The organism is Microcoleus sp. Pol14D4 (assembly GCF_036701245.1).
Taxonomy (GTDB): Bacteria; Cyanobacteriota; Cyanobacteriia; order Cyanobacteriales; family Microcoleaceae; genus Microcoleus.
In genome coordinates this window covers 1-23,037 of the sequence record NZ_JAUBQM010000094.1, presented here as the reverse complement: position 1 = coordinate 23,037, position 23,037 = coordinate 1, and the positions used below count along the sequence as shown (strand labels likewise).

Here is a 23,037-nt window from a genome sequence, read left to right as displayed (position 1 = left end):
AAGTTACATCATCAAATATTTTTAACTGGTTTACACACTGCTGTTATTGTACCTCATCTTTCTGAGAAAGGCTATATTAGCCGTATCATCTGTTGTTTAGTTCACTCTACTTCATGCAGTTTCACCTAAGTTCGGCTAACTCCAGCCAACTCGCAGTAATTGAGCAGCCTGCACGTTACTCATTGCGACTTCCCAAATGCCTTTTGCACAATAGCTGTAAAAGTTAGGAACAGGCAGAAACAATGAAAGCTACTGGTAAGGTGTATACAATTGATTTGGCTGGGCATCAGTATCAAAGCCCTCGCTACTTGCAAAGTCGGGCTAGGATTAACTCGCTCATCGACCATTATATGTCATTGGAAGTTTTGAGCGATCGACTTTCCGATCTGCCCCAGCAATTTTCCACCCCGCATCCGCGCCCTTGGGAACCCATAGATTGGCAAGGAATCAATCGCGACCAAATTATTGGTGTCAAGCCAGAAATCTTTTTACAAATTTTGGCAAGTGCTGCAGAAATTGAAGCTCCCATCCGCAGCTACGGTAGAGAAAGTTGGTGCTACTTACAGCATATTTATCCGCAAATGGCGCGGTTTATGGGAGGAATTTTTGATAACAACGGCAACATTCTAGAGATAGGTGTGTGGGAAAAAGAAGAACGCCAACATTGCCCGACATTTAGGAAAATTTACCAGCAACTTACAGGGGGAAAACTGCAAGTTAAACCCAACTCTGTGAATGGCTGTCAATCCACAGGTGACGCTTGGCAAGATACCTACAAACACGTGATTAGCCGCCTGAGTACCGAGTGGGGAGCTACTTCTGTTTATTTATGGTTGATGGTACACTCAACAGGAGCGTTGCAACAGGCAATTTCCCAGCCTTTACAGGATGAGATAAATCATTTAGCTAAGTTTTGGGGTTTCAGCCGCTGGGCATTCTCCCAGAGTTATTTCAATCAACTGAAAGGCTCTACCAAAAACCTGATTGCTTTGCTGAAACACCATCAGATTGAACGCACGCACGGCAATGATGTGTTTAATACTTCACTCAGTCTCAAACAGCTTTCTTTGGTGTTGGAATTGACTTTTACATTCACGCGAGTAATGGTGCGGCTGCGGCGCTGGAACCGCGAACTCAGTCGCAGTTATCTCAGACATTTGTTTGGTACAGCACCGATGGTCGATGCACCGCGCCGTGTCGCTTAAATCTGAGATATTGCGCGAGTTTAATGAACAGGCAAGATGCCCGCTCGACTCATAGTTTAAATTGTGCGGTTAAGGTTCGCCCTAATCACCCAACTATGTTAAAGTGCTGACATATCTACTCGTTTTAATCTTGAAGAATACAGCGTATGAATCAAAGTTTAATGAATATGTAACGATCGCACTTCAGAGACAATTGAAATTAAAAGGTACTATAAATCATGCAAATTACGATCGACCTTCCCGACAATCTCCCCGTGACTGAAGCCGATGTGAGGATAGAATTGGCGATCGTACTCGATCGGCTAATTTCCTAAACTGTCAAGTTTTATGGTTTAGGTTCTGGTTCCCACTTACATATAGACTCTGGCTTGAGAGGACAAGTTTTGGGTGCGATCGGATTTCCGCTGAGATGGAGTTCAGTCAGCTTAGTTAAGGATTGCAACGGTTTGATGTTGTTGATTTTATTGTTATCGAGGCCGAGCCCAGTCAGGTTAGTCAAGGATGCTAGCGGTTTGATGTCGTTGATTTGATTGTTGTTGAGGCCGAGCGTAGCCAGGTGAGTCAAGGATGCTAGCGGTTTGATGTCGTTGATTTGATTTTCGCCGAGGCCGAGCGTAGCCAGTTTAGTCAAGGATGCTAGCGGTTTAATGTCGTTGATTTGATTTTCGCCGAGGCTGAGCCAAGTCAGGTTAGCCAAGGATGCTAGCGGTTGGATGTCGTTGATTTGATTGTTATTGAGGAAGAGAGCAGTCAGGTTAGTCAAAGATGCTAGGGGTTTGATGTCCCTAATTTGATTGTTTTCGAGGTCGAGAATAATCAGGTTAGTCAAGGATGCTAGCGGTTTAATGTCGTTGATTTGATTTTCGCCGATACCGAGCCCAGTCAGGTTAGTCAAGGATGCTAGCGGTTTGATGTCGTTGATTTGATTGTTGTTGAGGCCGAGCGTAGCCAGGTTAGTCAAGGATGCTAGCGGTTTGATGTCGTTGATTTGATTTTCGCCGAGGCCGAGATCAGTCAGGTGAGTCAAGGATGCTAGCGGTTTGATATCGCTGATTTGATTTTTGAGGAGGTGGAGATCAGTCAGGTGAGTCAAGGATGCTAGCGGTTTGATGTCCCTGATTTGATTGTTGTAGAGGAAGAGCCTAGTCAGGTGAGTCAAGGATGCTAGCGGTTTGATGTCCTTGATTTGATTGTTGTAGAGGAAGAGATCGGTCAGGTGAGTCAAGGATGCTAGCGGTTTGATGTCCTTGATTTGATTGTTGTGGAGGTAGAGCCGAGTCAATGTAGTCACGGATGCTAGCGGTTTGAGATCACTAATTTGATTGTTCCAGAGTTCGAGCGCAGTCAGTTTAGTCAAAGATGCTAGCGGTTTGATGTCGCTGATTTTATTGTCAATGAGTCTGAGTCCCGTGAGACTCGAAAGTTTCCGATCGGCCGCATCGCACTCAGTAGTCTCAGCTTTCTGCAACAGCACATCAACAGTATGTTTAGTTTCAGGACTCAAAGAAGCTTTTTGGCGACACCAATCGGCAAATGTTCGTCTACTATTTCCCGGTTGCGTCTGTGCAACTTCGGCTCCAAGTAGATTTCCAGATAATGCTAGTACGATCGCACTTAAAGCAATTACTATCAACCTTGATAAATTCATATGTTTCTATGCAACTATAAATTTCATCATCTTGCATCTCTAATTTTCTGAATAGGCAATGGCAGGTTGGCAAACTGTCACGGCACTGCCAGATAGTTCTAAAATAACTGTGATATTAAACTAATAGCCAATAACTTTATCTGCACAAACTCAGGAAAATACCTTATGAACGGCCCAGCATCTTACGCATCATCTAAAATGACCGATCGCGATCGCGCTAACCTCAGCAAGCTAATCGATTACAGTTCCATTCGATCGATACCCGAAATTTGGGCGATCGTCAAACAAAAATTCGGTCAAACCGTCGCCCTCCACGACCCCCACAGCCAGCCAGAAATCAAACTCACCTACACCGACCTGTACCAACAAATCCAGCAATTCGCCGCCGGCCTCCAAGCCCTCGGCATCGAACCAAATCCCGAAGAAGCAGTCCCTCCCCGCGTCGCCCTCTTCGCCGACAACAGCCCCCGCTGGCTGATAGCCGACCAAGGTATCATGATGGCCGGGGCAGCCAACGCCGTTCGAGGCGCCACCGCCGACCCCGAAGAACTTTTGTACATCATCCAAGACAGCGGCAGCACCGCCTTGGTAGTCGAAAACCGGGCATTACTCAAAAAACTGCAACACCGCCTCCCTGATTTGCCCGTCCAACTCATCGTCCTCCTCTCCGACGAAGAACCGGAAACCAGCCCAACCCTCAACACAGTCAAATTTTCCCAAGTCATGACCACAGGGGCAAACCGTCCCCTCAAACCCACCAACCACAAGCCTCAAACCCTCGCCACCCTCCTCTACACCAGCGGCACCACTGGCAAACCCAAAGGCGTCATGCTGACTCACGGCAATCTGCTGCACCAACTCACCACCTTGGGCACAATTCTCCAGCCCGAAGCCGGCGAATCGGCCCTCAGCATTCTGCCCAGTTGGCACGCCTACGAACGCAGCGTCGAATACTTCCTGCTTTCCCAAGGATGCACCCAAATTTACACCAGTATTCGCTATTTCAAACAAGACTTTAAAACTTACAAACCCCATTACATGGTAAGCGTTCCGCGCATCTGGGAATCGATTTACGAGGCCGTACAAAAGCAGTTTCGGGAACAGCCAGCAAACAAACAAAAATTGGTGGATTTCCTGTTATCTGCCAGCCAGCAATATATCGAGACCCGCCGCATTTTTCAAGGATTAACTCTCAATTTAAAACCTGCTTCTGCTACTGAAAAACTAATCGCCCGTACCAAAAGCATTCTGTTGTCGCCCGTACACGCCCTCGCCGAAAAACTGGTTTACCAAAAAGTCAGGCAAGCTACAGGGGGACGCTTAAAATGGGCGATTAGCGGTGGCGGTTCTTTGGCCGCGCATATAGACAATTTCTTTGAAATAACGAATATCGGTTTGTTAGTGGGATATGGTTTAACGGAAACGTCGCCGGTTTTAACCGTCCGCCGCCCTTGGCACAATCTTAAAGGTTCTGCGGGACAGCCTCTAGCCCATACGGAAATTAAAATAATAGATCCGGAAACCAAACAGCAACTGCCCACAGGCCAGCGCGGTTTAGTATTGGCGCGGGGGCCGCAAATCATGCAGGGCTACTATCTCAATCCCCAAGCGACTGCCAAAGCCATAGACTCCGAAGGCTGGTTCGACACTGGCGACTTGGGCTGGCTGACACCGGGAAACGACTTAATCTTGACCGGGCGGGCCAAAGATACGATCGTCCTCACCAACGGCGAAAACATCGAACCCCAGCCCATAGAAGACGCCTGCGTCCGCAGCCCCTACATCGACCAAATTATGCTAGTAGGTCAAGACCAGAAATCCCTCGGTGCCTTAATTGTCCCCAATGCAGAAGCCGTGCAGAAATGGGCAGAAACTCAGAATCCCCCAATACACGAAATTGACTGGAATAGCAAGACAATTCAAGATTTATTCCGCAAAGAATTGAACCGAGAGGTGCAAAATCGCCCCGGATACCGCGCGGACGATCGCATCGGCCCGTTCCGGTTGATTCAGGAGCCATTTTCGATCGAAAATGGAATGTTGACCCAGACCCTGAAAATTAAGCGCCCGGTTGTGACGGAACACTACCGCGATATGATTGACGGGATGTTTTGAAATCTTCGCAGGACTTGGGGAATGGAAAAGAAAAAATTATCCCAACACCCGAGTCCCGAGTCCGAGTCCTCAGTCCTGGGCCATTAGTTCATGTTTACCAACTAATGACTAATGCCTAATTCCTAATTGACAAGCAACAACTTTATGGAACCACAATTACTCTTGAAACGGTCGATTAACGTTAAAGTCGTCGTTACTCCCCGCTGGAAAGAAGAAGCTCAACAGCAACTCCAAGCCCAAATCAACCAAATAGACTCTCAGCTACAACAGTTAGAAATGCAAGGGCAGCGGATGATTTCAGAAATCAAACAGCAAAATCTACAGCCCCCAGGCCCGCAAATAATGCAGCAAATAGAAAACATTCAAGTGCAGGTGAATCAAAGAAAAAGCGAACTGCTAGAACAGAAAAACCAAAACCTGCAACAGCTTCAGCAAGTGCAGGTGTTAGACCTCGAACAAGAAGTGAGTCAAGGTCAAATTGACGGCACCTTCACTGTCGGGCTGGGAGAAAACTTGATTCAAAAAATGCAAGTAGAAATTCTCCTCCGCGACGGCATAGTCGAAGAAATTCGAGGTGATATTTAGAAATTGGTAAGTGGTAATTGGCGATCGGTAATTGGCAATTGATTTTGAGTCAACAGTCACACATCAAGAATGCGAGACACTGGCATAATAATAAGTATTGCCGGTGGCCGGTCGCCAATTATCAATTGCCACATACCGATTACCTATTACCTATTACCAACACAAAAGGACTTTTTACAGATGATTCGCGAAGTTTTCATGCCAGCCCTGAGTTCGACAATGACAGAGGGCAAAATTGTTTCCTGGGTCAAATCCGCTGGAGACAAAGTAGAAAAAGGCGAAACGGTGGTAGTCGTGGAATCCGACAAAGCCGACATGGACGTAGAGTCTTTCTACGAAGGCTATTTAGCAATAATTATCGTACCTGCGGGCGAAGTTGCCCCGGTGGGAGCGGCAATCGCCCTGGTAGCAGAAACAGAAGCCGAAATCGCCGTAGCTCAGCAGCAAGGAGCAGCCGCCCCAACCGCCGCCGCCGCCCCTGCTCCCAGCCCGGCTCCTGTGAGCGCAGCTACTTCGTCAGCAGGTTTGCAGCAAAATGTCAGCCGCCAAAACGGCCGCAGCGTCGTTTCTCCCCGCGCTCGCAAATTAGCCAAAGAGTTTAAAGTAGATTTGAATTCAATCAAAGGCAGCGGGCCCAACGGTCGCATTGTCGCAGAGGATGTGGAAGCAGCAGCCGGCAAAGCCCAACCGGCTCCGGTTCAGCAACCGGTAACAGTCCCCGCAGCACCCGCCCCCGCAGCACCCGCCCCCGCAGCAGCCAAACCCGCCCCCGCACCAGTCCCCGCAGCAGCACTTTCGGGCCAAACAGTACCGATGAACGCGCTGCAAAATGCGGTGGTGCGGAATATGGAAGCAAGTTTGAGCGTACCGTCTTTCCGCGTCGGTTACACAATTACTACTGATAATCTGGACAAACTCTACAAACAAATTAAGTCGAAGGGCGTCACGATGACGGCTATGCTGGCGAAGGCTGTAGCAGTAACTTTACAAAAACATCCTCTGCTGAATGCTTCTTATGTGGAGTCGGGAATTCAATACCGCGCTGATATTAATGTAGCGGTAGCGGTGGCGATGGATGGCGGCGGTTTGATTACGCCGGTGCTGCAAAATGCCGATCGCCTCGATATTTATTCGCTCTCGCGCACTTGGAAGGATTTAGTCGATCGCGCCCGCACCAAGCAGTTGAAGCCTGATGAATACAGCACGGGAACTTTTACTCTTTCCAATTTGGGAATGTTTGGTGTAGACAAGTTTGACGCGATTTTACCCCCGAATCAAGGCTCGATTTTGGCGATCGGATCTTCGCGGCCGCAAGTAGTAGCGAATGAAGATGGTTTGATGGGAGTGAAGCGCCAAATGCAGGTGAATATTACTTGCGATCACCGGATTATTTACGGTGCTGACGCTGCAGCATTTTTGCAAGATTTAGCGAAATTGATTGAGACAAATCCTCAATCTTTGACACTTTAATTAGGACTAAAGTCCTGACTACAAACCTTACTATGAGGTTCGTAGTCAGGACTTCAGTTGGGAACATCTCAGTATTGCAAAAAGGATTTTTATTATTATAGAACCCATTTGACATCTTTTGTAAAATCCTTACAGGGCAACTATTCTAGCCTAAATTTAGGATTCTACTGATTCGCCCCAAACCTAGTTGTGGTAATAAGTCTGGAATAGATGTCAAATGGGTTCTATAGGCCTGAACTATGCCTACAGCCATACCCTCGATAATAAAGAAAGCATCTCCAAATTGAACGTTAATAACGTGTAATTTCTCAGCGTTAAAAAAGCACGCAATTCGGAAACACGTAAAAGAAAAATTATGAAAAATACTGTTTATCACCACCAAACTTTAGATTCAGCAGGATGCCGGTTACGAAATCGCAAAGAAGGCTTTTGAAATATCTTTAGTGTGAGTGTGCAAAAAAGGGGATAACAGCCTAAACTTTTGCCTGCATCCCCTAAAAATCAAGTATTAAGTAGTTGTACAAAATTAATCACACAAAATATCCCCTGAAAGCCTTACAAAGTAAAGAGTCTTTATCTAATTAATTTCGTTTGGTTACTTACGTAGGCTCTAAATACCACGCGATTCCAATGCTTTTGCTAAGCGTTCTAAAACTTCTGTCATCTTTTCCTGGTTGAGAGTAGCAGCATCAACAAGTGCAACTTCTGCTTCTGCTTCTGCTGCTTGCCGACGAATTAATCTTTTTTTTGCAGATTCTACGCTTCGGAGTAATAGAAAAATAACAAAGGCGATAATCACAAAACTAATTACAGATGCCAGGAAAACACCCCATTTTATACCTCCTGGTGCCCAACTTTCCAGGTCTTTAGCTCCCGCAGCCGTTAAAGCAGGATTAAGAAGAATGGGAGTAATAATATCTTTGACTAAAGAATCAATGATTTTTCCAAAGGCTCCACCAATGATGACGGCAACTGCCAGTTCAAGGACATTTCCCTGAACTAAAAACTTCCAGAAATCGCTCCAAAATCCGCTACTACTTCTTGCCATGATGGATGTTCCTCTATAGATATGCCAGTAAAATTTATTTTCTCATGATTCAGGAAAAACTTTATTATATTTTAAACCAAACAAACTGGTCAAAGGCGATCGGGTTCAATCTAAGAACGGAGTGGCGAGACTTTTTGGTGCAACGGATGTTGTCCTTACTTTTCACGCTATCTCTGAAAGCCTTGTCAGGCAAGGGTTTCATCTGAAGAAGTTTGTCAATGATTTCTACTTAGGGCTTGCTGAAAAAGTGTACGCAGTGGAAAAACGAGGCTACACAGCTTGAAAAATAGTAGGTTTATTGGTGAATTCCCAAATTTAGCCAGAGACGAACAAACAAGGTGCAAAGGTTTTGAGCCTCTATAAAACCCGTTTGACATCTTTTACGCTGTTATACGTGACCGCAAAAGCATTATCCAGCAGCAGCCATGCCTTATTGTAGCAGTCTAACGGATTCAGAATGGGAAATAATTGAACCCATACTACATGAGATATTGCCCAGGAAGAAGCTAACTAAAACCATGTAACTGGACAAAAAGAGAAATCTTAGATGGAATCTTCTATCAACTAAAAAATGGCTGCAATTGGTAAGACCTACCCAAGGATTGGCCCCCTTACAAGGGCCGTATATTGGCTTTACTTGCAGTGGCGAACACAGGGAGTGATAGAAGATCTGATGAGAGTGCTACATGGGCAAGTGCGTGAGCAGGTAAAAAAAGCCAAATGGACTACATTTTAGTTTTTCTTGATGCGGACTAAAGTCCTCACTACAAACCTTTGACTACTGACTACAAACTAATTACTCGATCGCACAGTCAAAACTTGCGGCGGCGTCGCATCCGGCGGATACAAGAAATCCACCTGCACCAAACGGCGTTCCCCCGGCTTCATATTCAGATTCACCAAAGGTTCCCCCTGCTGTCCCCGGCGCTGCACGATGTGAATGTAGCGCGTCAAAGTCTTGCCCCTATCATCATTAAACATCACCCGCACCGTACCTCGGAAAAATATCCGATTTTCAGGAGGGTCATAAAACATCAATCCCCCCGATTCTGTATTTGCTTTAATCGGTGTTTGCATTTTAATACTAACAGATTGGGTTTCACGAGATTTGTTGTAAAGGGGAAAAGTTAAGTTGTATTGAATCCCGTAATTACCGTGAGCAAAATAAGCAGTATCGGGATAGCGAGCTAACATTTTAGCGCTTTGAACTTGACCCGTTCCAAAAGTACCCGTATCAGTAGTGCTCAAAGCATAGGAAAATGACTCGCCGCGCTTGGGAATCGTTAAATAATCGGTTCTCGAATTGTCCGTAATTTTAGCTTGCCACTGGGAACCTTCAGCTACTCCTGCCACGCGGCCGTAAATTTTTTGCACCGGATTTTCGCCTCTGGGAGTTGGTGCTAAATCTCTCGGCCCCGCTAAACCTTTGGTATTTAAAATATTTTCCCACTGTTCTAATGTGGGATATTGCTCGACTCCTCTTTGACTTTTAGGAGCAAACATGGCTAATGACGCTACATAAACCGAATTGCTGCTCGACATTCGCATCAAAGTCGATCGACCGTTGGAAGAAGGCGTCACATTCCCCACAGGTATCGGCAAATTCATCAGCATTCGGCTCTGATTCGCCGGAATCTCGATCGCAGCCGGCAAAATAGCTTGTCTGTATCCCCGCAGCACATCGCTGCTGATGCGGCTTCCAGGCCCCGCAAACACAGTGCCGAATCGATTCTCTAAATACGACGGCAAATCTACAAACAAAGCATCCGGCCGAGTTAAATAGGTCGCTCCTTGCAATACTTTTAAAGTAACAGGTTCCGAGTTGGGATTGTGGACAATTATTCCTTGAAATAAGGTGCGAGTTTCTTGGCGATTTTTAGCCTTGGCGATGTGGTGGGCAAAGATGTCAAATCGGCCTTTGAAGGGAAAGTTTAAGTGTGCAGAAGGTACTTGTTTTCCTTCCGGGGGAAATGTGGAGAGCAAAATGCCTTCGGTTTGCACGACTTCGGGGCTGTTGCTGTTGAAAACCGGGATGTTGTCGAGTTGTCCGGGCAAAACGCGCACTTGTTGGGGCACCGTCACAGTGTTCAGCGGGGCCGTTGTCGGAGGTGCTGGCAAATCCAGTTCGTTTTCCGGTATCGAAAATTCTCGCTGGATGATGACTTGTTGGGTCGGAGGTGTCGGGATTGCTTGAGCTAAGGGTAGAATTGGCAAAAACATTGCTGTGAGCGCGTTTAACTGAACTTGCAGAAGATTGCCACATAGCAACCGACACAAAACTTTACCACAAGTTGGTTGATGTTTTTGGGGATTTTTGGATTTTAGGTGAATGTTTGCGGTAAATTGGGCGATCGTAAATTTTTTGTTCTACATTGACAAAATGTAGAGCAAAAATAAGAGCCAGAAGCACTATAGCTGCGCTGGCTCTTATGAGTTGATACTAGAAGTTAACCTGAATTCACTAGAAATGCGACGAGTTTTTCTGCCGATGGATGACCTGCACCCCTGAGAAAATTTAAGCAAGAGCTTTTTTTGCCTGCTTGCGGCGGGCTGCGACTAAACTTCCCAAACCCATCACCATACCTGCAATAGTAGTTGGTTCGGGTACTGGCTCAGCATCAGCCGAAACTCCCGCCATAACTTTGTCGCTGGTACCAACACGAGACCCACTTACCTGCTGGAAGCGAACCCCTGCCTTAAGCGTACCATTCTGAAATCCCGTCAAGAAAGCACTTTCTGCCTGAGCAGCACTCAGACTGCTGCCAGTTAGCAAAAAGCTAACCAAAGTAGACTGATTTTTATATAAGCCTCCATTAGCGTTTCCACCATTAAAGCTATTACGCGGAGTGCTAATGCCATAGTCGAAACCGTTGTGCAAACCGTTAATATCAACGTTTTGCCAAAACGCTGTAAAAGTGCTGCCTGCGGTAGATTTAACCGATGCACTAACGCCGCTCAATACGTCAAATGCCACCCCAACGAGAGAAGAGTTTGTTGCACCACCGGGTGTAGCCTGAGTGCCAGTGGTATTGGTGATGCCCAAATTCAGGAGCAAATCGGCTCCACTTTGGACAACGTTGAAGTCCAATGTTGCAGTAGCGCCGGTGCCAATGCCGTTGGTAGTACCGTACTGAGGAGCCACGGATAAACTGAAGGCTTGGGCTTGCGTTGCAGTTAGTAATGAAGAAGCAACAACTAAACCAGCAGTAGCTATACAGGCAGTTAGTGGTTGGGCGAAGTTGGTTTTCATAAGAGTAATACCTTTTTTATATCGTTTGGGGATTGACTTTATTGATTTCCTTTGGTATCTGTTTACATCATCTCTCGTGTAAATGTCTTTGTCTATACATTTTTGATACCTTTACCAAAACAATATTCTTCGAGGTTTATTCTTAAACCTTTCGTAAACTTGGTTGTGTCGCCAACGCTAGGATGACTACTGCTGAAGCATTCCACGCCTAACTATCCGTTATTGCAACTTACTGTATCATCGGTGGTCACAACCGCCGCCTACGTAATATTACAAAGTAGTAGTAATAGTTTATACGAGTGCCGAGAAATATGTTGGCCGATCGCCAGATGTACGCGAAAGTAAAATATAGTTGCACAGTAAAGTAAATATAGAATTAGTAACTCTTCCCCGGCGCAGAAACCGGGTTTGATGCACGAAAATGAGGAATTTTGGACTTTGGGTGAATGTTTGCAGTAAATTCGCCGCCCAACTTAGCACTGACAGGGTATCGAAGATGAACCACACACTCAAGAATCAACGCGCACTGATTACCGGAGGCAGTCGCGGCATTGGGGCTGCGATCGAAAGCAGCGTTTGGCCCGTGAAAGCGCTGATGTTGCCTTTAATGATACCAATTCGCCCGATCGCCCAATTTAGCACAGACGTGGCGCTCAGCTTTCGATCGCACCTTCCTGAGTCCGCGCACCATTTCCAAAATTGTTGAGCGTGAAGTCGGTTTCGATCGTCGGACGCTCAAACAATTTACCAATTACCAACTTGCGTTATTTCTGTTTTAGGACTACCAACGTAATGTCGTCAAAAACCTTCTGTTCGTCAATATGTTGCCGCAGATGATCGATTACTGCTTGTCGAATTTCTTCAGCCGTTTTGTGGCGATTTCCTTTCGCCACTTGGCACAATCTTTCTATGCCGTAATACACTTTATTTATATTTACAGCTTCGGTAATTCCATCTGTGTAAAGCACTACTACATCCCCTGGATTAAGATGCACTTGAATTTGGGAAACAAAACCAGAAATATCTTCCTCTAATCCCAGGGGAAAACCGAGTTCCAGTGTATCGATCAGTTCGATTTTACCATCAGTACGGACTACGATAACTTCTTCATGTTGACCGCTGAGGCTGAAGTTACTATCTTGATAATCTAACAAAGCCAAGGTCATGTTTTTAGACGAGTCGATGCGCTCGATATTGGCATAAAGGGTGCGGTTTAACACATCAAGAAACTTCACCGGATCGGTTTCGTTCATTTGTTGGAGAGTGCGGACGGCGGTTTGCGCCATAATCATTAATACGCCACTTTCTAAACCATGTCCCGTAACATCGCCGATGCTGATTTTTACCTTATCATTTTGGGTTAGCACGTCGTAGTAGTCGCCACCAACTTCATCGGCAGGTTGCATATATCCAGCTATTTCTAATCCTTTAATTTTATCAAGTTCTGATTGTTTGGGCAAGATCATTTGTTGCAGTCGTTTCGTGACTTCTAACTCAGCACTGAGGCGGATGTTTTCGGCTTTAAGTTTGTTGTTGAGGGAGCTAATTTCCAGGTTTGCTTGGGCGAGTTGGGCGGTGCGTTGTTGTACTTTATCTTCTAAAGTTTGATAGAGACGGGCATTTTCGATGGAGATCGCAGCTTGGGCGGAAATGATGTTGAGGACTTCTAGGCGATCGCGCGTAAAAGCCCCCGCTGTTAAATTATTTTCTAGGTATAAGATGCCTACCAATTTACCTTGATTGATCAGGGGGCTACACAAGATAGATTTAGGTCGCTGCTGAATAATATACGGGTCAGATGCAAACCTGCTTTTATTCGTTGCATCATCGATCGCAAGAGTTTCTTGCGTGCGTTCTACATAATTAACCAGCGAGATAGGAATCTCTTGACTTTCAGCCGCTGACTTGGAGATTAATTGACATCGTTCACCCGTACATTGAGCTTCAATTTTCCACTTACCTGCTGGATCAGGTATGATGAAATAAAACTTTTCTGCTCCGGCGTTTTCCAGCAAGACTTGCATCAAATTCGAGAGTAACTTATCTAAATTAACTTCCCCTGAGAGCGCTTGGGATGCTTTGATAATTGTTGATAAATCCAGCTCTTTTCCCGAACCTGAACTGGTAGAAGTGATAGTGGTTCTGGTCTGAACAATCGTTTCGCCTCTTCCACTCGTCAGGCTGTTTTTCCTACCGACGACTGGTGCGAGTAATTCAGAATAGCGCTCTTCTAAATCCTGAACTTTTGCCTGTGCTCCCCAGCGAATATAAGCATAGTAAGCATCTATCATGTAGGTACGCGCTACTTTCTGACGACCTAATGCTAAATAAAATTCTCCTGCTAGTTCATTGGCGAGGGCTTCGTGCTGGACGTATCCATTTTCCTTGGCTCCATCTATCGCCAGGTCGTAATATTCCATTGCTGAGAAAGATTGCCCCAATACGCGGGCTTTTTCTGCTTCTACTAAGTCATACTTATGCTGGTAATTGGCTGGGCAATGGAAAGCCCAATTTTTCATGCTTTTCTGAGTTTCTTCTACTTTGTTGAGGTATTCTTGTTTCTTTTCTTCCTCTCCTGAATCTTCCTGAACATACTGGGCTAAAAGAATCAGACAATAGTAAAAAGTCTGTTCAATAAAACTAATATTTGATTGAACGTAAACTGAATATTTCAACCCCTCTCTCGCAAACTCGATAGCTTCTTCATACTGTTTAAACAAATAGCAAACTACAGTTTTGGCAAGATAAAGCCTGAACAAGCAAATGAAATTCTTTACTTCTCTTAAATAAGAGATAGCTTTTTCCTCATTTAATATGCTGCCCATCAAGATCAGTTTATTATCTGTCATCCCCCTTAAATTTTCTACTAATTGACCGAGAATTTTGAGTAAATATAACTGGTGTTCTTGGGACAATCTCTCTGCCAAGTCAATATATAGTTTTTGCTGTTCTTGCACGTAGTCTAGATGCTCTGCCTTAAAAAATAAATGCCAGCAATAGAAATCAGCAGCATGACAAGCAAATTCTATGTCACCAAATTCTAAGCCGCTATTAATTGCTTGACGAAGGGGTTCTATCGTTTCCCTAGTATGCTTTTTGAGGTGGATAATACCAAGATACGTACTAACTAAAACTTTAGAACGAAACTCTCTAGCATCTAACTTATCTAATAGCTGCAAAGCCAGTTGCCCCAGTTGATAGGATAAATTTATATCTGAGAATAGCCAAGATACGAATATACCGTAAACAGAATAGGCGTAAGTAGATTGCGGCGAATTCCCGTACTGACGAGAAAGTTCCACCATAGTATATATAATAGGTAGCGATAGCGGGCTTTCTGCAAAGCAAGCAGGTGCGAATATAAGAACTAAAAGCTGCATAGCCGCCTGCTTGTAGGGATCGCTCATTTCAGGCAGGTTTGCTAACTCCTCAATATTGAGTTCTTTCGGGGGTGATTCATATAGGGTCACTCCTAGCATCTTTAGAACTTGCAGTCCGGCATCTAAGCCATCATTATTTTGATTTTTAGCGAGGTAAATTCTAATTTTCAGTACGTATAACTTGACTTGTTCGAGGATGGTTTTGACTTTTTGGAGAGCGCGATCGCACAAAATTTGCGCTCGTTCTAAATTGGCATTGAGATATTCGGCTTCCGCCGCTTCCCGATAAAAATTAAATGTCAGATCGTATCTACTTTCCCAGCTATCTTGGCTCAGGAGTTCTATACCTACATTCAAATAATTAACAGCGGCTTCATATGCAGTAGCTGCCTTCGCTTTCTGTCCGGCAATCAGGTTTAATTCAGCCAACTCATCTTTTTCTGACTGAATCGTTAGTAAATCTGTGCCAAAATTCAGTTGGTTAACCAGAGCAAAAATATTATCTTTTCGCTCTTGCTCTGTTGTATTATTCAGCAACAGTTGACCAATTTTCAGGTGAGTGGCTTTTTTCTTTGACTCTGGAATCAAAGAATAGGCTGCTTGCTGCACGCGGTCGTGCAAAAATTTGTAGTCAACTTTGATATCGCGTATAGATGCCAACTCTTCCTGGGCAAATACTAGAGGAATTTTGTAATTTTCAGACAGCGGCAGAATCAAACCCGCTTGCATTGCTTCCCACAAATGAGCAGCCGTCGCTATGTTTGATTCTTCATTGACAATTGATAAAACTTCTAAGTTAAATTGGTTGCCGATACAAGCCGCCAATTTTAATGACTTTTGGGTTGTTTCTGGGAGTTTGCGAATATTTCTGGCAACCAGTTCAACGATATTGAAATCTGCGATACCAATTGCTTGGATTTGTTGAATATCCCACTCCCAGCGGTCTGTATCTACTTGATAAACCAGCAGATTTTCCGAGTACAGGGTTTTGAGTAGCTGCGTTAAGAAAAACGGATTGCCTTGGGTTTTATTAAAAAGTAACTCTGAAAAAACTTTTATTTTGTCTGAATTTACGCTGGCATCGAGAGTGTCGGCGATTAATTGGTTGACGCTATCCAAAGCCAGCGCCTGAATGGTGATATTATTCACCACCGTTTCATTTTCTTGAATTTTTTCTATTGTCTGAATTAAAGGATGAACGGGACTGACTTCGTTATCTCGATAAGCTCCAATCGTTAATAAATATTTGCTATCTGGGTCAGTGACTAAGAGTTGGATTAACTTTAGAGATGCCGAATCTGCCCACTGTAAATCGTCTAGGAATATGACTAGCGGGTGTTCTGGTTGACCAAAAACTCGAATAAATTGTTGAAATACCCGATTAAATCTGTTTTGAGATTCCGATGAACCCAGTTGAGCAACTTCAAGCTGTTTACCGATAATTAGTTCGACTTCTGGGATAACATCAATAATAACTTGACCGTTATTATCTAGCGCATTTAATAAGTTTTCTTTCCAAATAGCAATCTGTTCGGAACTTTCGGTTAATAGCTGACGAACTAATTCTTGAAATGCTTGGATTAACGCCGCGTATGGAATATTGCGCTTAAACTGGTCAAACTTACCCGCAATAAAATATCCCCTAGCTGCTACAATTGGTTTATGAACTTCATTGACGATTGAAGTTTTACCAATCCCGGAATAACCGGAAACTAACATCATTTCGGTAGCACCGAGGCTGACTCGTCCAAAGGCATCTAGAAGAATTTGGACTTCGGTTTCTCTACCATAAAGCTTCTGGGGAATGAGTAATTGGTTGCCGCGATCGCGTTGACCGATCGGAAAATTTTCAATCTTTCCAGTTGTCTGCAATTGCTGCAAACAAGTTTCTAGGTCAAATTTTAATCCCGCCGCACTTTGATATCGGTCTTCCGCATTTTTTGCTAACAGTTTCATCACTATATCTGAAACCGCTTGAGGAATTTCTGCTACCTCTTTAGGTGGGACGGGTTGTTTGGCAATATGACAGTAAACCAACTCCATCGGATCGGTGGTATTAAATGGCAACTGGTTGGTCAGCATTTCATAGAAAGTCACTCCCAAAGAGTAGAAGTCGGTGCGGTAGTCAATTGCTCGATTCATTCTCCCTGTTTGTTCGGGTGACATATAAGCGAGAGTCCCTTCTAGCAAGTTGGGATTGACAATACTTTGCTGTTCTTTGGGTAAGGCGATCGCGATGCTAAAGTCAGTTATTTTGACTTCCCTCGTTTCGGGGTTGATGATGATATTGCTAGGTTTAATATCTTTATGTATAATCCCTACTTTATGGAGTTGACCGATCGTTTCTGCTAAAGAAATCGCCAGAAGTAAAAACTCTTGTAAGTGAATTTTTATATTTTTCAATAATTGGCTAACAGATTGACCGCCAAAGTCTTCTAAGACTAAAGCAAAGCTATTCTCATAGTTAACCAGGTTATAGGGCTTAACAATTCCTGAAACGTCTAATTTTTGGGGAATGGCATATTCTTGTCTAAAGCGAGTAATCTCTTCAATGTTCGGATATTCATCTTTAATCATCTTGAGAATAACTGGCTGGCGATCGCGCTCTCTGATTCCTCGGTAAACAACTGTTCTGTCTCCTTCATAAAGTGTCTCTGCAATTGTGTAGCCGGGGAGAATAATCATATTTTTACTTTTTTTGTTTAAATATAAAAAGACTAGAGGTCAGGATGACCTAGTTTACAGTAGCTTTGACCTCTAACCTTCTTAAATATATTATCGTTGCTCTCAGATCGATTTTAATTCTTTCTCAAAGTGAGGGTACACCTTTTCATCAAACAGATCCTGAATCTCTTGCGATCGCTTCTGAGCCACTAATTCCTGATAATCCTCCCTCACAGGCACGTTGTAGCTAGCTTGGCGGCGTCCAATACTTGGCAACCACGTCGTGTGCAAAGTTAACCCAAAGTTCAGAGAGGAATCGCTCAGTTTCCACTGCGGCCCCTGCTTGAGAGCCCAAGCCTCGAAAATCCAGATCTCGTAGGTATTGTTCAACCAAACCGTGCAGGTAATGTAACCATCCGTTGAACTGTTACCATCACCGCGCGGTATAAACTGGGGCGAAAGACCGATACAACCAGGAGGAAATTCATAGGAATCGGCAATCTTCATCGATTCAGTTGAAGAAGTATTCATCCGGAACAAGCTACTTGGTCTGCCTTCTTCTTTGGCAATTCTGAGCAATTCCTCTAGTGGCACTTCTCTGGACGGATAGTCTTTGAAGAAATCAACCATAAACTTACTGACTAGATCCTTCCAGAGTCCCAAAGATATCCAGTAGATATTATCAAGCTTACCTGGCGGCATGGTGGGATAGAGATCCGAAGGAAGTCGGTCAAGATAAGCATAAAGTGCTACTCCCCAAGTACATTTGCACTCTTCTGCTTCAGGGATAAATTTCTCTGGAATAACCTTCTGTTCAATGATTTCTCCAGTTTCTCCGTTAATGACGTAGCGTCCGACGCGACTGATGTCCATCTCGCTCTGTTCCATCCCGTGTGGGCGAGGTAACTTAGGGTCAAAATAAGGAGAGTCATCATAGGCACGTATCCATTCAGACACATCCCAAGCACAAGTATGTGCTGCATGGAGGGTAATCAGTTGTTCGGGATTGTCGTAATCTACGAGAAAATGGGTCACCTCTAGGGGAATTTCTACTTTTTGCACAGTCACTGTTGGCACATCTTCGTTGCGATCGCTAACTCCAGATTTTTTGCCTTTGGTTAAGCGATCGCGAGGTATGAGATAGACAGGAGTTGTTGCTAACTCCATGACATCCAGTTTTTTTCGCAACCATTCTTCTAATCTTTTGTTTTCCGGAAAAGGGTTGTTAATTATCTGCTCTATCCCTGTTCTGAAAGAGGTATCTACAATTACCACGTAATCTTGAGAGAATCCAATTTGGTGAATGCTTTGCTTAATTTTGACAGGCGAACCATCAGGCAATACTAGCTGCCATCGCTCTAGTTCTCCTTTACCATCCCAGCGCATTAGATAGATAAAATCTTCTGGAAGCTTGAATTTTTCCAGATATGGTCTAGCTGGTGGAAAAACTTTTTTTACTTGTTTCGTTAGTTTATTTGCCGTATTAGTTACGGTGCCGAGAAAAGTTTTTAATGACATCCCATAATTGACCGTGAACATTTCGCTTTTGCGAACGTCAAATACGGGGTGAGCAGTGCTAAGCACGGGTGAAAAGGGAAAATTCAGGCACTGCAAGGGAAAATTTAGCTCAATTTCTCCTCGCCACTCTTTGTTCCAGCCTACAGGAGTTGCCACTTCAAGAGTTGCCGTATCAATTTCGTAATGACGACCTGCATCATAGGCAACTAGCAGGCGTTCTTGGGAGTCCTCAGCAAATTTCATTGGCAGGAAGGCAATACTTAAATCGTTGCGAGAGCCAAGACACCAAGAAAACCTGATGATGCCATGATTGCGGAATTGATACTTGGCATATTTTTCACCAGGTTGGCTTGCTTTATCCGCATAGTAATCTGGTGGCCTGATAATCCGTGTAGTTAATAAAACTTCACCTTTTTGCTGGAAGTCGAATCGGTAAATCATACCATCGCCGCTTAAGAATGAGTCTCCATTTGTAAAGGGAAGACCTCCTGATTTAATGGTTCCGACGGGTGCAATGATAAAGACATGACCCCGCAAGTCATCTGGTAAGTCTTTCTCACCCATCTTGGTAATATTTAGTTTGATGTCGGTGAGTTCATCCCGTTTAGCTTTGACAAGCGATTCGGGAACTGGGGGACAGCCTGCTTTGGTATTGCTTTTAGTGGGTTCGTTCATATCACTCTCCAGAGTTAAAATGTAATAATGGTAACAGTGTAGATCAGTATTTGATTTATGAATGGGAAATGAGGACTGTAACTTAGATACTATTTTTGATAAAGATTTGATATCAATTCTTCCATCCCCTGCGTCAAAGCGCCATTGGAATCGACATTAACTTATTATCGGCTCTCTCGTACTTATGGTGATAACGCAAGCTAATAATTTAGCACGATCGAAAGTTTCAACGTTCAGATTTTAGATACTTAGTATCATCTGCTACTTTTAAGACCAAGCATCGGGGAGAGCCGAGGAAAAAATTATGTGATTAATTGATGTTTGCATCGACACTGATGTCATGAATGCTGCACTGGGGCAAGCGTAACAAGTCGCTTTAGCTGTCATATCAAGGTGCGACTCGGCTAAAATGTGGCGCGCCACATTTCTGGGGCAACTGTTCAATTAATGCCATGATATAAATGTGTGGCAATGCTCATACTGACGATCGCCACTAACCAACAACCAATTTGGGCTAGAACTACCAGAAGGTTGCCAGCCTCTGCGCTCTCAAATCGGTTCTATAAAACCGACACATAATGACGATAATTTTAACCAACGACGACGGCATAGATGCTCCGGGCATTCAAGCACTTTTGCAGGCTGTAGAAGGCAAAACAATTATGGTGGCTCCGCAGGGGCAATTGTCCGGCTGCGGGCATCAGGTGACGGCTCACAGTCCGATTCATGTCGATCGCCGATCGTCTGTGGAATATGCTGTAGGAGGAACACCGGCAGATTGCGTGCGTATTGCTCTTCATCACGTTTGTGCGAAGCCGGATTTGGTGCTTTCAGGTATTAACGCGGGCGGCAATTTGGGGGTTGACGTGTACATTTCGGGTACGGTTGCGGCTGTGCGGGAAGCAGCCATGCACGGTATTCCGGGAATCGCAATTTCCCACCGGATTAAAAGGCCGCTCGAAATAGACTGGGATGTCGCTACTCGCTGGACATCGCGAGTGTTGGCGGATTTGCTGAACCGGGAACCAAAGTCGGGGTGTTTCTGGAATGTGAATTTGCCGCATTTAGCGCCGGGAAGTGCGGAACCGGAAATTGTGTTTTGCCAGCCTTCGACGCAGCCGCTGCCGGTGGTTTACCGGATGGAGGGAGAATACTTTTATTATGCCGGAGAATATGGAGCGCGCGATCGGGCGGCGGGGACTGATGTTGACGTGTGTTTTGGGGGTAATATTGCGGTGACAGAGATATCGCTTTGATCATTTCGGCGATGGGATCAAACTATATTTTTTGCATTGTTTGCCCAAAAAAGCGTCAAGCGCTCGGCTCATCAAAACTTAGGATAGGAAGCAATTTCTTAAGAATCTCAGCGGCTTCAGCCCGCTTGAGTTTCAACTTACAGGTTTGAATTTAGAGCGGAATCTCGATCGCAAATTCTGCTCCTTCTCCCGGTGCAGAAATACAGCTTAACTTACCCCCGTGCTTTTCCACCACAATCGAATAACTAATTGACAATCCCAAACCCGTACCACTTCCCACCGGCTTCGTCGTAAAAAAGGGATCGAATATCTTATTGATTACCGACTGTTCCATACCCAGACCATTGTCAGCAATGCTGACTACCAAATTCTGATAATCATTAACTAAAGTCCGAATAATAATGGTGGGTTCTTTGTTCCAGTCAGCACAATTTTTCTGTGCATCTCGCAAAGCATCTATGCCATTACTGATAATATTCATAAATACCTGATTAATTGCCGATGCGTAGCACTGGACTAAAGGCAATTCACCATATTGTTTAATCACTTGAATCTCTAGAGCTTCACCATTAGATTTTAGCCGATGCTGCAAAATCAACAAAGTGCTCTCAATTCCAGAATGAATATCTACAGGTTTGATTGCCGCTTCATCGTGGCGGGAGAAGTTTCTGAGAGAATTAACTATTTTGCGAATGCGTTCACTGCCAATTTTGATAGAATTAAGAATTTTAGGAAGATCGTGTTCTAAAAAAATGAGATCGATTATGGCGGCTTCTTCTTCAATTTCAGATGGTGGCTGCGGATAGTATTTCTGATAAAGGTGTAATAAACTTATTAGGTTTTGGACATCCTCTTGCAGATATTTCAAGTTACCATGAATAAAGTTGACCGGATTATTAATTTCATGGGCAATTCCTGCAACTAACTGACCTAAGCTAGACATTTTCTCTGCTTGTATTAGGTGTGATTGCGTTTGTTGAAGTTCACTCAATGCCTGCTTTAAATGTTGTGCTTGAATTTGGGATAAAGAAGTCAGTTCTTTCTGAACCTCTAGTGATGCTTGAAGCTGATTTTTCTGCTTAGTTAATTCTTCTGTAAGGCTTTGAACTTCCCGAATTGCTGTTTGGCTAGTTTGTTGCAAAAACAAAAAATCGGGAGTCAGATCGTGGATTGGAAAGTCTTTCAACTTAACCGCTAATTTCGAGAGTAGGCTTGAGTCGGGAGTCCACACAGAGCAGATAAAGAGGATCACCCGCTCCTCTTTCAGAGCGACCATTTGCCCCTTTAATCGTAGAGAGTTATGTCGGGATTCCAGAATAAATAATGATTTGAGTTTTTGCTGAATAGTCAAAAAGTTAAATGCGATCGCTGGCTGATGAATTTGAAAATGTCGATCTATCTGTTCACCTAATAATGGTATTTGATGAGTCCGTTGTAATACTTCGCCAACTTGGACAACCTCCAGATTGTGATTAAATCCTATATGAAATGGAAATATATCGCAAAACATCTGGGGATTCAGTGTATATAGCGGCTTAGTCATGAATCATTTACAATCTCTTCCGATCTGTACTCAATCCGAAATATGTCATGGTCGAATCCTGCTTCACGGGATTGAGTGTGTGCGATCTCAACTGCTGTCTCGAAGCGATCGCCCAAACCTTTAACTAACCCGACTACCATTGGTGCGAAACCTTCCCGTGTAGAGCGATAATGCAGCTCGATCGCATCTCTGGCAACTTCTGTACATTCAAAAGATGGTGGTCGCAACTTAGGGAATTGCACCCCAATCCGAATATGTAAATCATCTAGATTTTCTAGAAATTCGGGTAATGTATCTCCAGCCATATCTAGTATTTCTTGATAACCCGCAGTCGCAGTAAATTTAACCCAGTATTCGCCAAATGCCTGCATAATTTCTGCACCCGACAAGCCAAGCACTTCACTGGCAGATTTAACTAGACGATGAGTCAAATCATCAGGATAAGCTTCTAAAATGAGAAATTGCTCGTCTAGGACTTGCGCTTTCTGCTTAATTTTTTCCCAAGTAGCTTCATCAAAACGATCGCATACCATGTCTTGAATCCCACGATTAACTAAACCATACATTTCAACTGCCTCCAGTTATACTGGTAATTTACTTTTATCGTAATTGCTCAACTAGGGGAAAAAAGGGAGCCATGAAGAGAGAGGGCTTTTTGAATAGCTTGATAAGCAGTTAAG

The 23,037-nt window shown here is 44.2% G+C and carries 14 protein-coding genes; 6 read left to right on the top strand and 8 right to left on the bottom strand.

Features of this window, described 5'->3' with window-relative positions:
- Positions 1 to 242: 242 nt before the first annotated feature.
- Positions 243 to 1,205, top strand: a complete 963-nt coding sequence (locus tag QUA33_RS24475) for a hypothetical protein (protein WP_333151921.1) — start codon at positions 243 to 245, stop codon at positions 1,203 to 1,205.
- A 325-nt stretch (positions 1,206 to 1,530) separates the two neighbouring features.
- On the opposite strand, the gene QUA33_RS24470 is transcribed toward QUA33_RS24475, so the two are convergent.
- On the bottom strand, positions 1,531 to 2,853 hold the full coding sequence (locus QUA33_RS24470; protein ID WP_333151919.1) for a leucine-rich repeat domain-containing protein: 1,323 nt from the start codon (positions 2,851 to 2,853) through the stop codon (positions 1,531 to 1,533).
- Between the two features lie 165 nt (positions 2,854 to 3,018).
- Between QUA33_RS24470 and QUA33_RS24465 the strand changes: the two genes are divergently transcribed.
- The 3 genes from QUA33_RS24465 (at position 3,019) to QUA33_RS24455 (ending at position 7,023) form a co-directional block, all read left to right on the top strand.
- Complete coding sequence (locus QUA33_RS24465; RefSeq protein WP_333151917.1) at positions 3,019 to 4,968, top strand: long-chain fatty acid--CoA ligase; 1,950 nt, start codon at positions 3,019 to 3,021, stop codon at positions 4,966 to 4,968.
- Between the two features lie 144 nt (positions 4,969 to 5,112).
- Positions 5,113 to 5,553, top strand: coding sequence for a YlqD family protein (locus tag QUA33_RS24460; protein WP_333151915.1), 441 nt, complete (start codon positions 5,113 to 5,115; stop codon positions 5,551 to 5,553).
- Between the two features lie 180 nt (positions 5,554 to 5,733).
- Entirely contained in the window at positions 5,734 to 7,023 is a 1,290-nt protein-coding gene (locus tag QUA33_RS24455) for a dihydrolipoamide acetyltransferase family protein (RefSeq protein ID WP_333151913.1), read from the top strand.
- A gap of 610 nt (positions 7,024 to 7,633) precedes the next feature.
- On the opposite strand, the gene mscL is transcribed toward QUA33_RS24455, so the two are convergent.
- The 3 genes from mscL to QUA33_RS24440 all read right to left on the bottom strand — a co-directional run bounded on the left by mscL (position 7,634) and on the right by QUA33_RS24440 (position 11,321).
- Entirely contained in the window at positions 7,634 to 8,071 is a 438-nt protein-coding gene (mscL, locus tag QUA33_RS24450; protein ID WP_194067975.1) for a large conductance mechanosensitive channel protein MscL, read from the bottom strand.
- 792 nt (positions 8,072 to 8,863) lie between these two features.
- Positions 8,864 to 10,291 carry a DUF3370 domain-containing protein gene (locus QUA33_RS24445; protein WP_333151911.1) on the bottom strand — a complete coding sequence of 476 codons (1,428 nt, stop codon included), beginning with the start codon at positions 10,289 to 10,291 and terminating at the stop codon, positions 8,864 to 8,866.
- Positions 10,292 to 10,586: 295 nt separating this feature from the next.
- On the bottom strand, positions 10,587 to 11,321 hold the full coding sequence (locus QUA33_RS24440) for a PEP-CTERM sorting domain-containing protein (protein WP_333151909.1): 735 nt from the start codon (positions 11,319 to 11,321) through the stop codon (positions 10,587 to 10,589).
- A 496-nt stretch (positions 11,322 to 11,817) separates the two neighbouring features.
- Between QUA33_RS24440 and QUA33_RS24435 the strand changes: the two genes are divergently transcribed.
- Positions 11,818 to 12,027, top strand: a complete 210-nt coding sequence (locus tag QUA33_RS24435) for a hypothetical protein (RefSeq protein WP_333151907.1) — start codon at positions 11,818 to 11,820, stop codon at positions 12,025 to 12,027.
- Positions 12,028 to 12,085: 58 nt separating this feature from the next.
- Here the strand turns inward: QUA33_RS24435 and QUA33_RS24430 are convergent, their stop codons facing one another.
- A complete protein-coding gene (locus tag QUA33_RS24430; protein WP_333151906.1) occupies positions 12,086 to 17,386 on the bottom strand; it encodes an AAA family ATPase in 5,301 nt (1,766 codons plus the stop codon).
- 102 nt (positions 17,387 to 17,488) lie between these two features.
- Positions 17,489 to 19,558, bottom strand: coding sequence for a carotenoid oxygenase family protein (locus QUA33_RS24425; protein WP_333151903.1), 2,070 nt, complete (start codon positions 19,556 to 19,558; stop codon positions 17,489 to 17,491).
- A 578-nt stretch (positions 19,559 to 20,136) separates the two neighbouring features.
- On the opposite strand from QUA33_RS24425, the gene surE reads away from it, so the two are divergent.
- Positions 20,137 to 20,814 (top strand): 5'/3'-nucleotidase SurE, encoded by a 678-nt coding sequence (surE, locus tag QUA33_RS24420; RefSeq protein ID WP_333151901.1) that lies wholly within the window; start codon positions 20,137 to 20,139, stop codon positions 20,812 to 20,814.
- 151 nt (positions 20,815 to 20,965) lie between these two features.
- Here surE and QUA33_RS24415 read toward each other — a convergent pair whose 3' ends face one another.
- A complete protein-coding gene (locus tag QUA33_RS24415) occupies positions 20,966 to 22,357 on the bottom strand; it encodes an ATP-binding protein (protein WP_333151899.1) in 1,392 nt (463 codons plus the stop codon).
- Positions 22,354 to 22,923 (bottom strand): heme NO-binding domain-containing protein, encoded by a 570-nt coding sequence (locus QUA33_RS24410; RefSeq protein ID WP_333151897.1) that lies wholly within the window; start codon positions 22,921 to 22,923, stop codon positions 22,354 to 22,356. The genes QUA33_RS24415 and QUA33_RS24410 overlap by 4 nt, the downstream gene beginning before the upstream one ends.
- Positions 22,924 to 23,037 lie beyond the last annotated feature (114 nt).

Excerpts from the sequence above, each read along its gene's own strand:
- QUA33_RS24455 (WP_333151913.1), top strand. The coding sequence starts at position 5,734 with ATGATTCGCGAAGTTTTCATGCCAGCCCTGAGTTCGACAATGACAGAG.
- QUA33_RS24425 (WP_333151903.1), bottom strand. The coding sequence starts at position 19,558 with ATGAACGAACCCACTAAAAGCAATACCAAAGCAGGCTGTCCCCCAGTT.
- QUA33_RS24410 (WP_333151897.1), bottom strand. The coding sequence starts at position 22,923 with ATGTATGGTTTAGTTAATCGTGGGATTCAAGACATGGTATGCGATCGT.
- QUA33_RS24460 (WP_333151915.1), top strand. The coding sequence starts at position 5,113 with ATGGAACCACAATTACTCTTGAAACGGTCGATTAACGTTAAAGTCGTC.
- QUA33_RS24440 (WP_333151909.1), bottom strand. The coding sequence starts at position 11,321 with ATGAAAACCAACTTCGCCCAACCACTAACTGCCTGTATAGCTACTGCT.
- QUA33_RS24430 (WP_333151906.1), bottom strand. The coding sequence starts at position 17,386 with ATGATTATTCTCCCCGGCTACACAATTGCAGAGACACTTTATGAAGGA.
- QUA33_RS24445 (WP_333151911.1), bottom strand. The coding sequence starts at position 10,291 with ATGTTTTTGCCAATTCTACCCTTAGCTCAAGCAATCCCGACACCTCCG.
- QUA33_RS24470 (WP_333151919.1), bottom strand. The coding sequence starts at position 2,853 with ATGAATTTATCAAGGTTGATAGTAATTGCTTTAAGTGCGATCGTACTA.
- QUA33_RS24475 (WP_333151921.1), top strand. The coding sequence starts at position 243 with ATGAAAGCTACTGGTAAGGTGTATACAATTGATTTGGCTGGGCATCAG.
- mscL (WP_194067975.1), bottom strand. The coding sequence starts at position 8,071 with ATGGCAAGAAGTAGTAGCGGATTTTGGAGCGATTTCTGGAAGTTTTTA.
- QUA33_RS24465 (WP_333151917.1), top strand. The coding sequence starts at position 3,019 with ATGAACGGCCCAGCATCTTACGCATCATCTAAAATGACCGATCGCGAT.
- QUA33_RS24435 (WP_333151907.1), top strand. The coding sequence starts at position 11,818 with ATGAACCACACACTCAAGAATCAACGCGCACTGATTACCGGAGGCAGT.
- surE (WP_333151901.1), top strand. The coding sequence starts at position 20,137 with ATGACGATAATTTTAACCAACGACGACGGCATAGATGCTCCGGGCATT.
- QUA33_RS24415 (WP_333151899.1), bottom strand. The coding sequence starts at position 22,357 with ATGACTAAGCCGCTATATACACTGAATCCCCAGATGTTTTGCGATATA.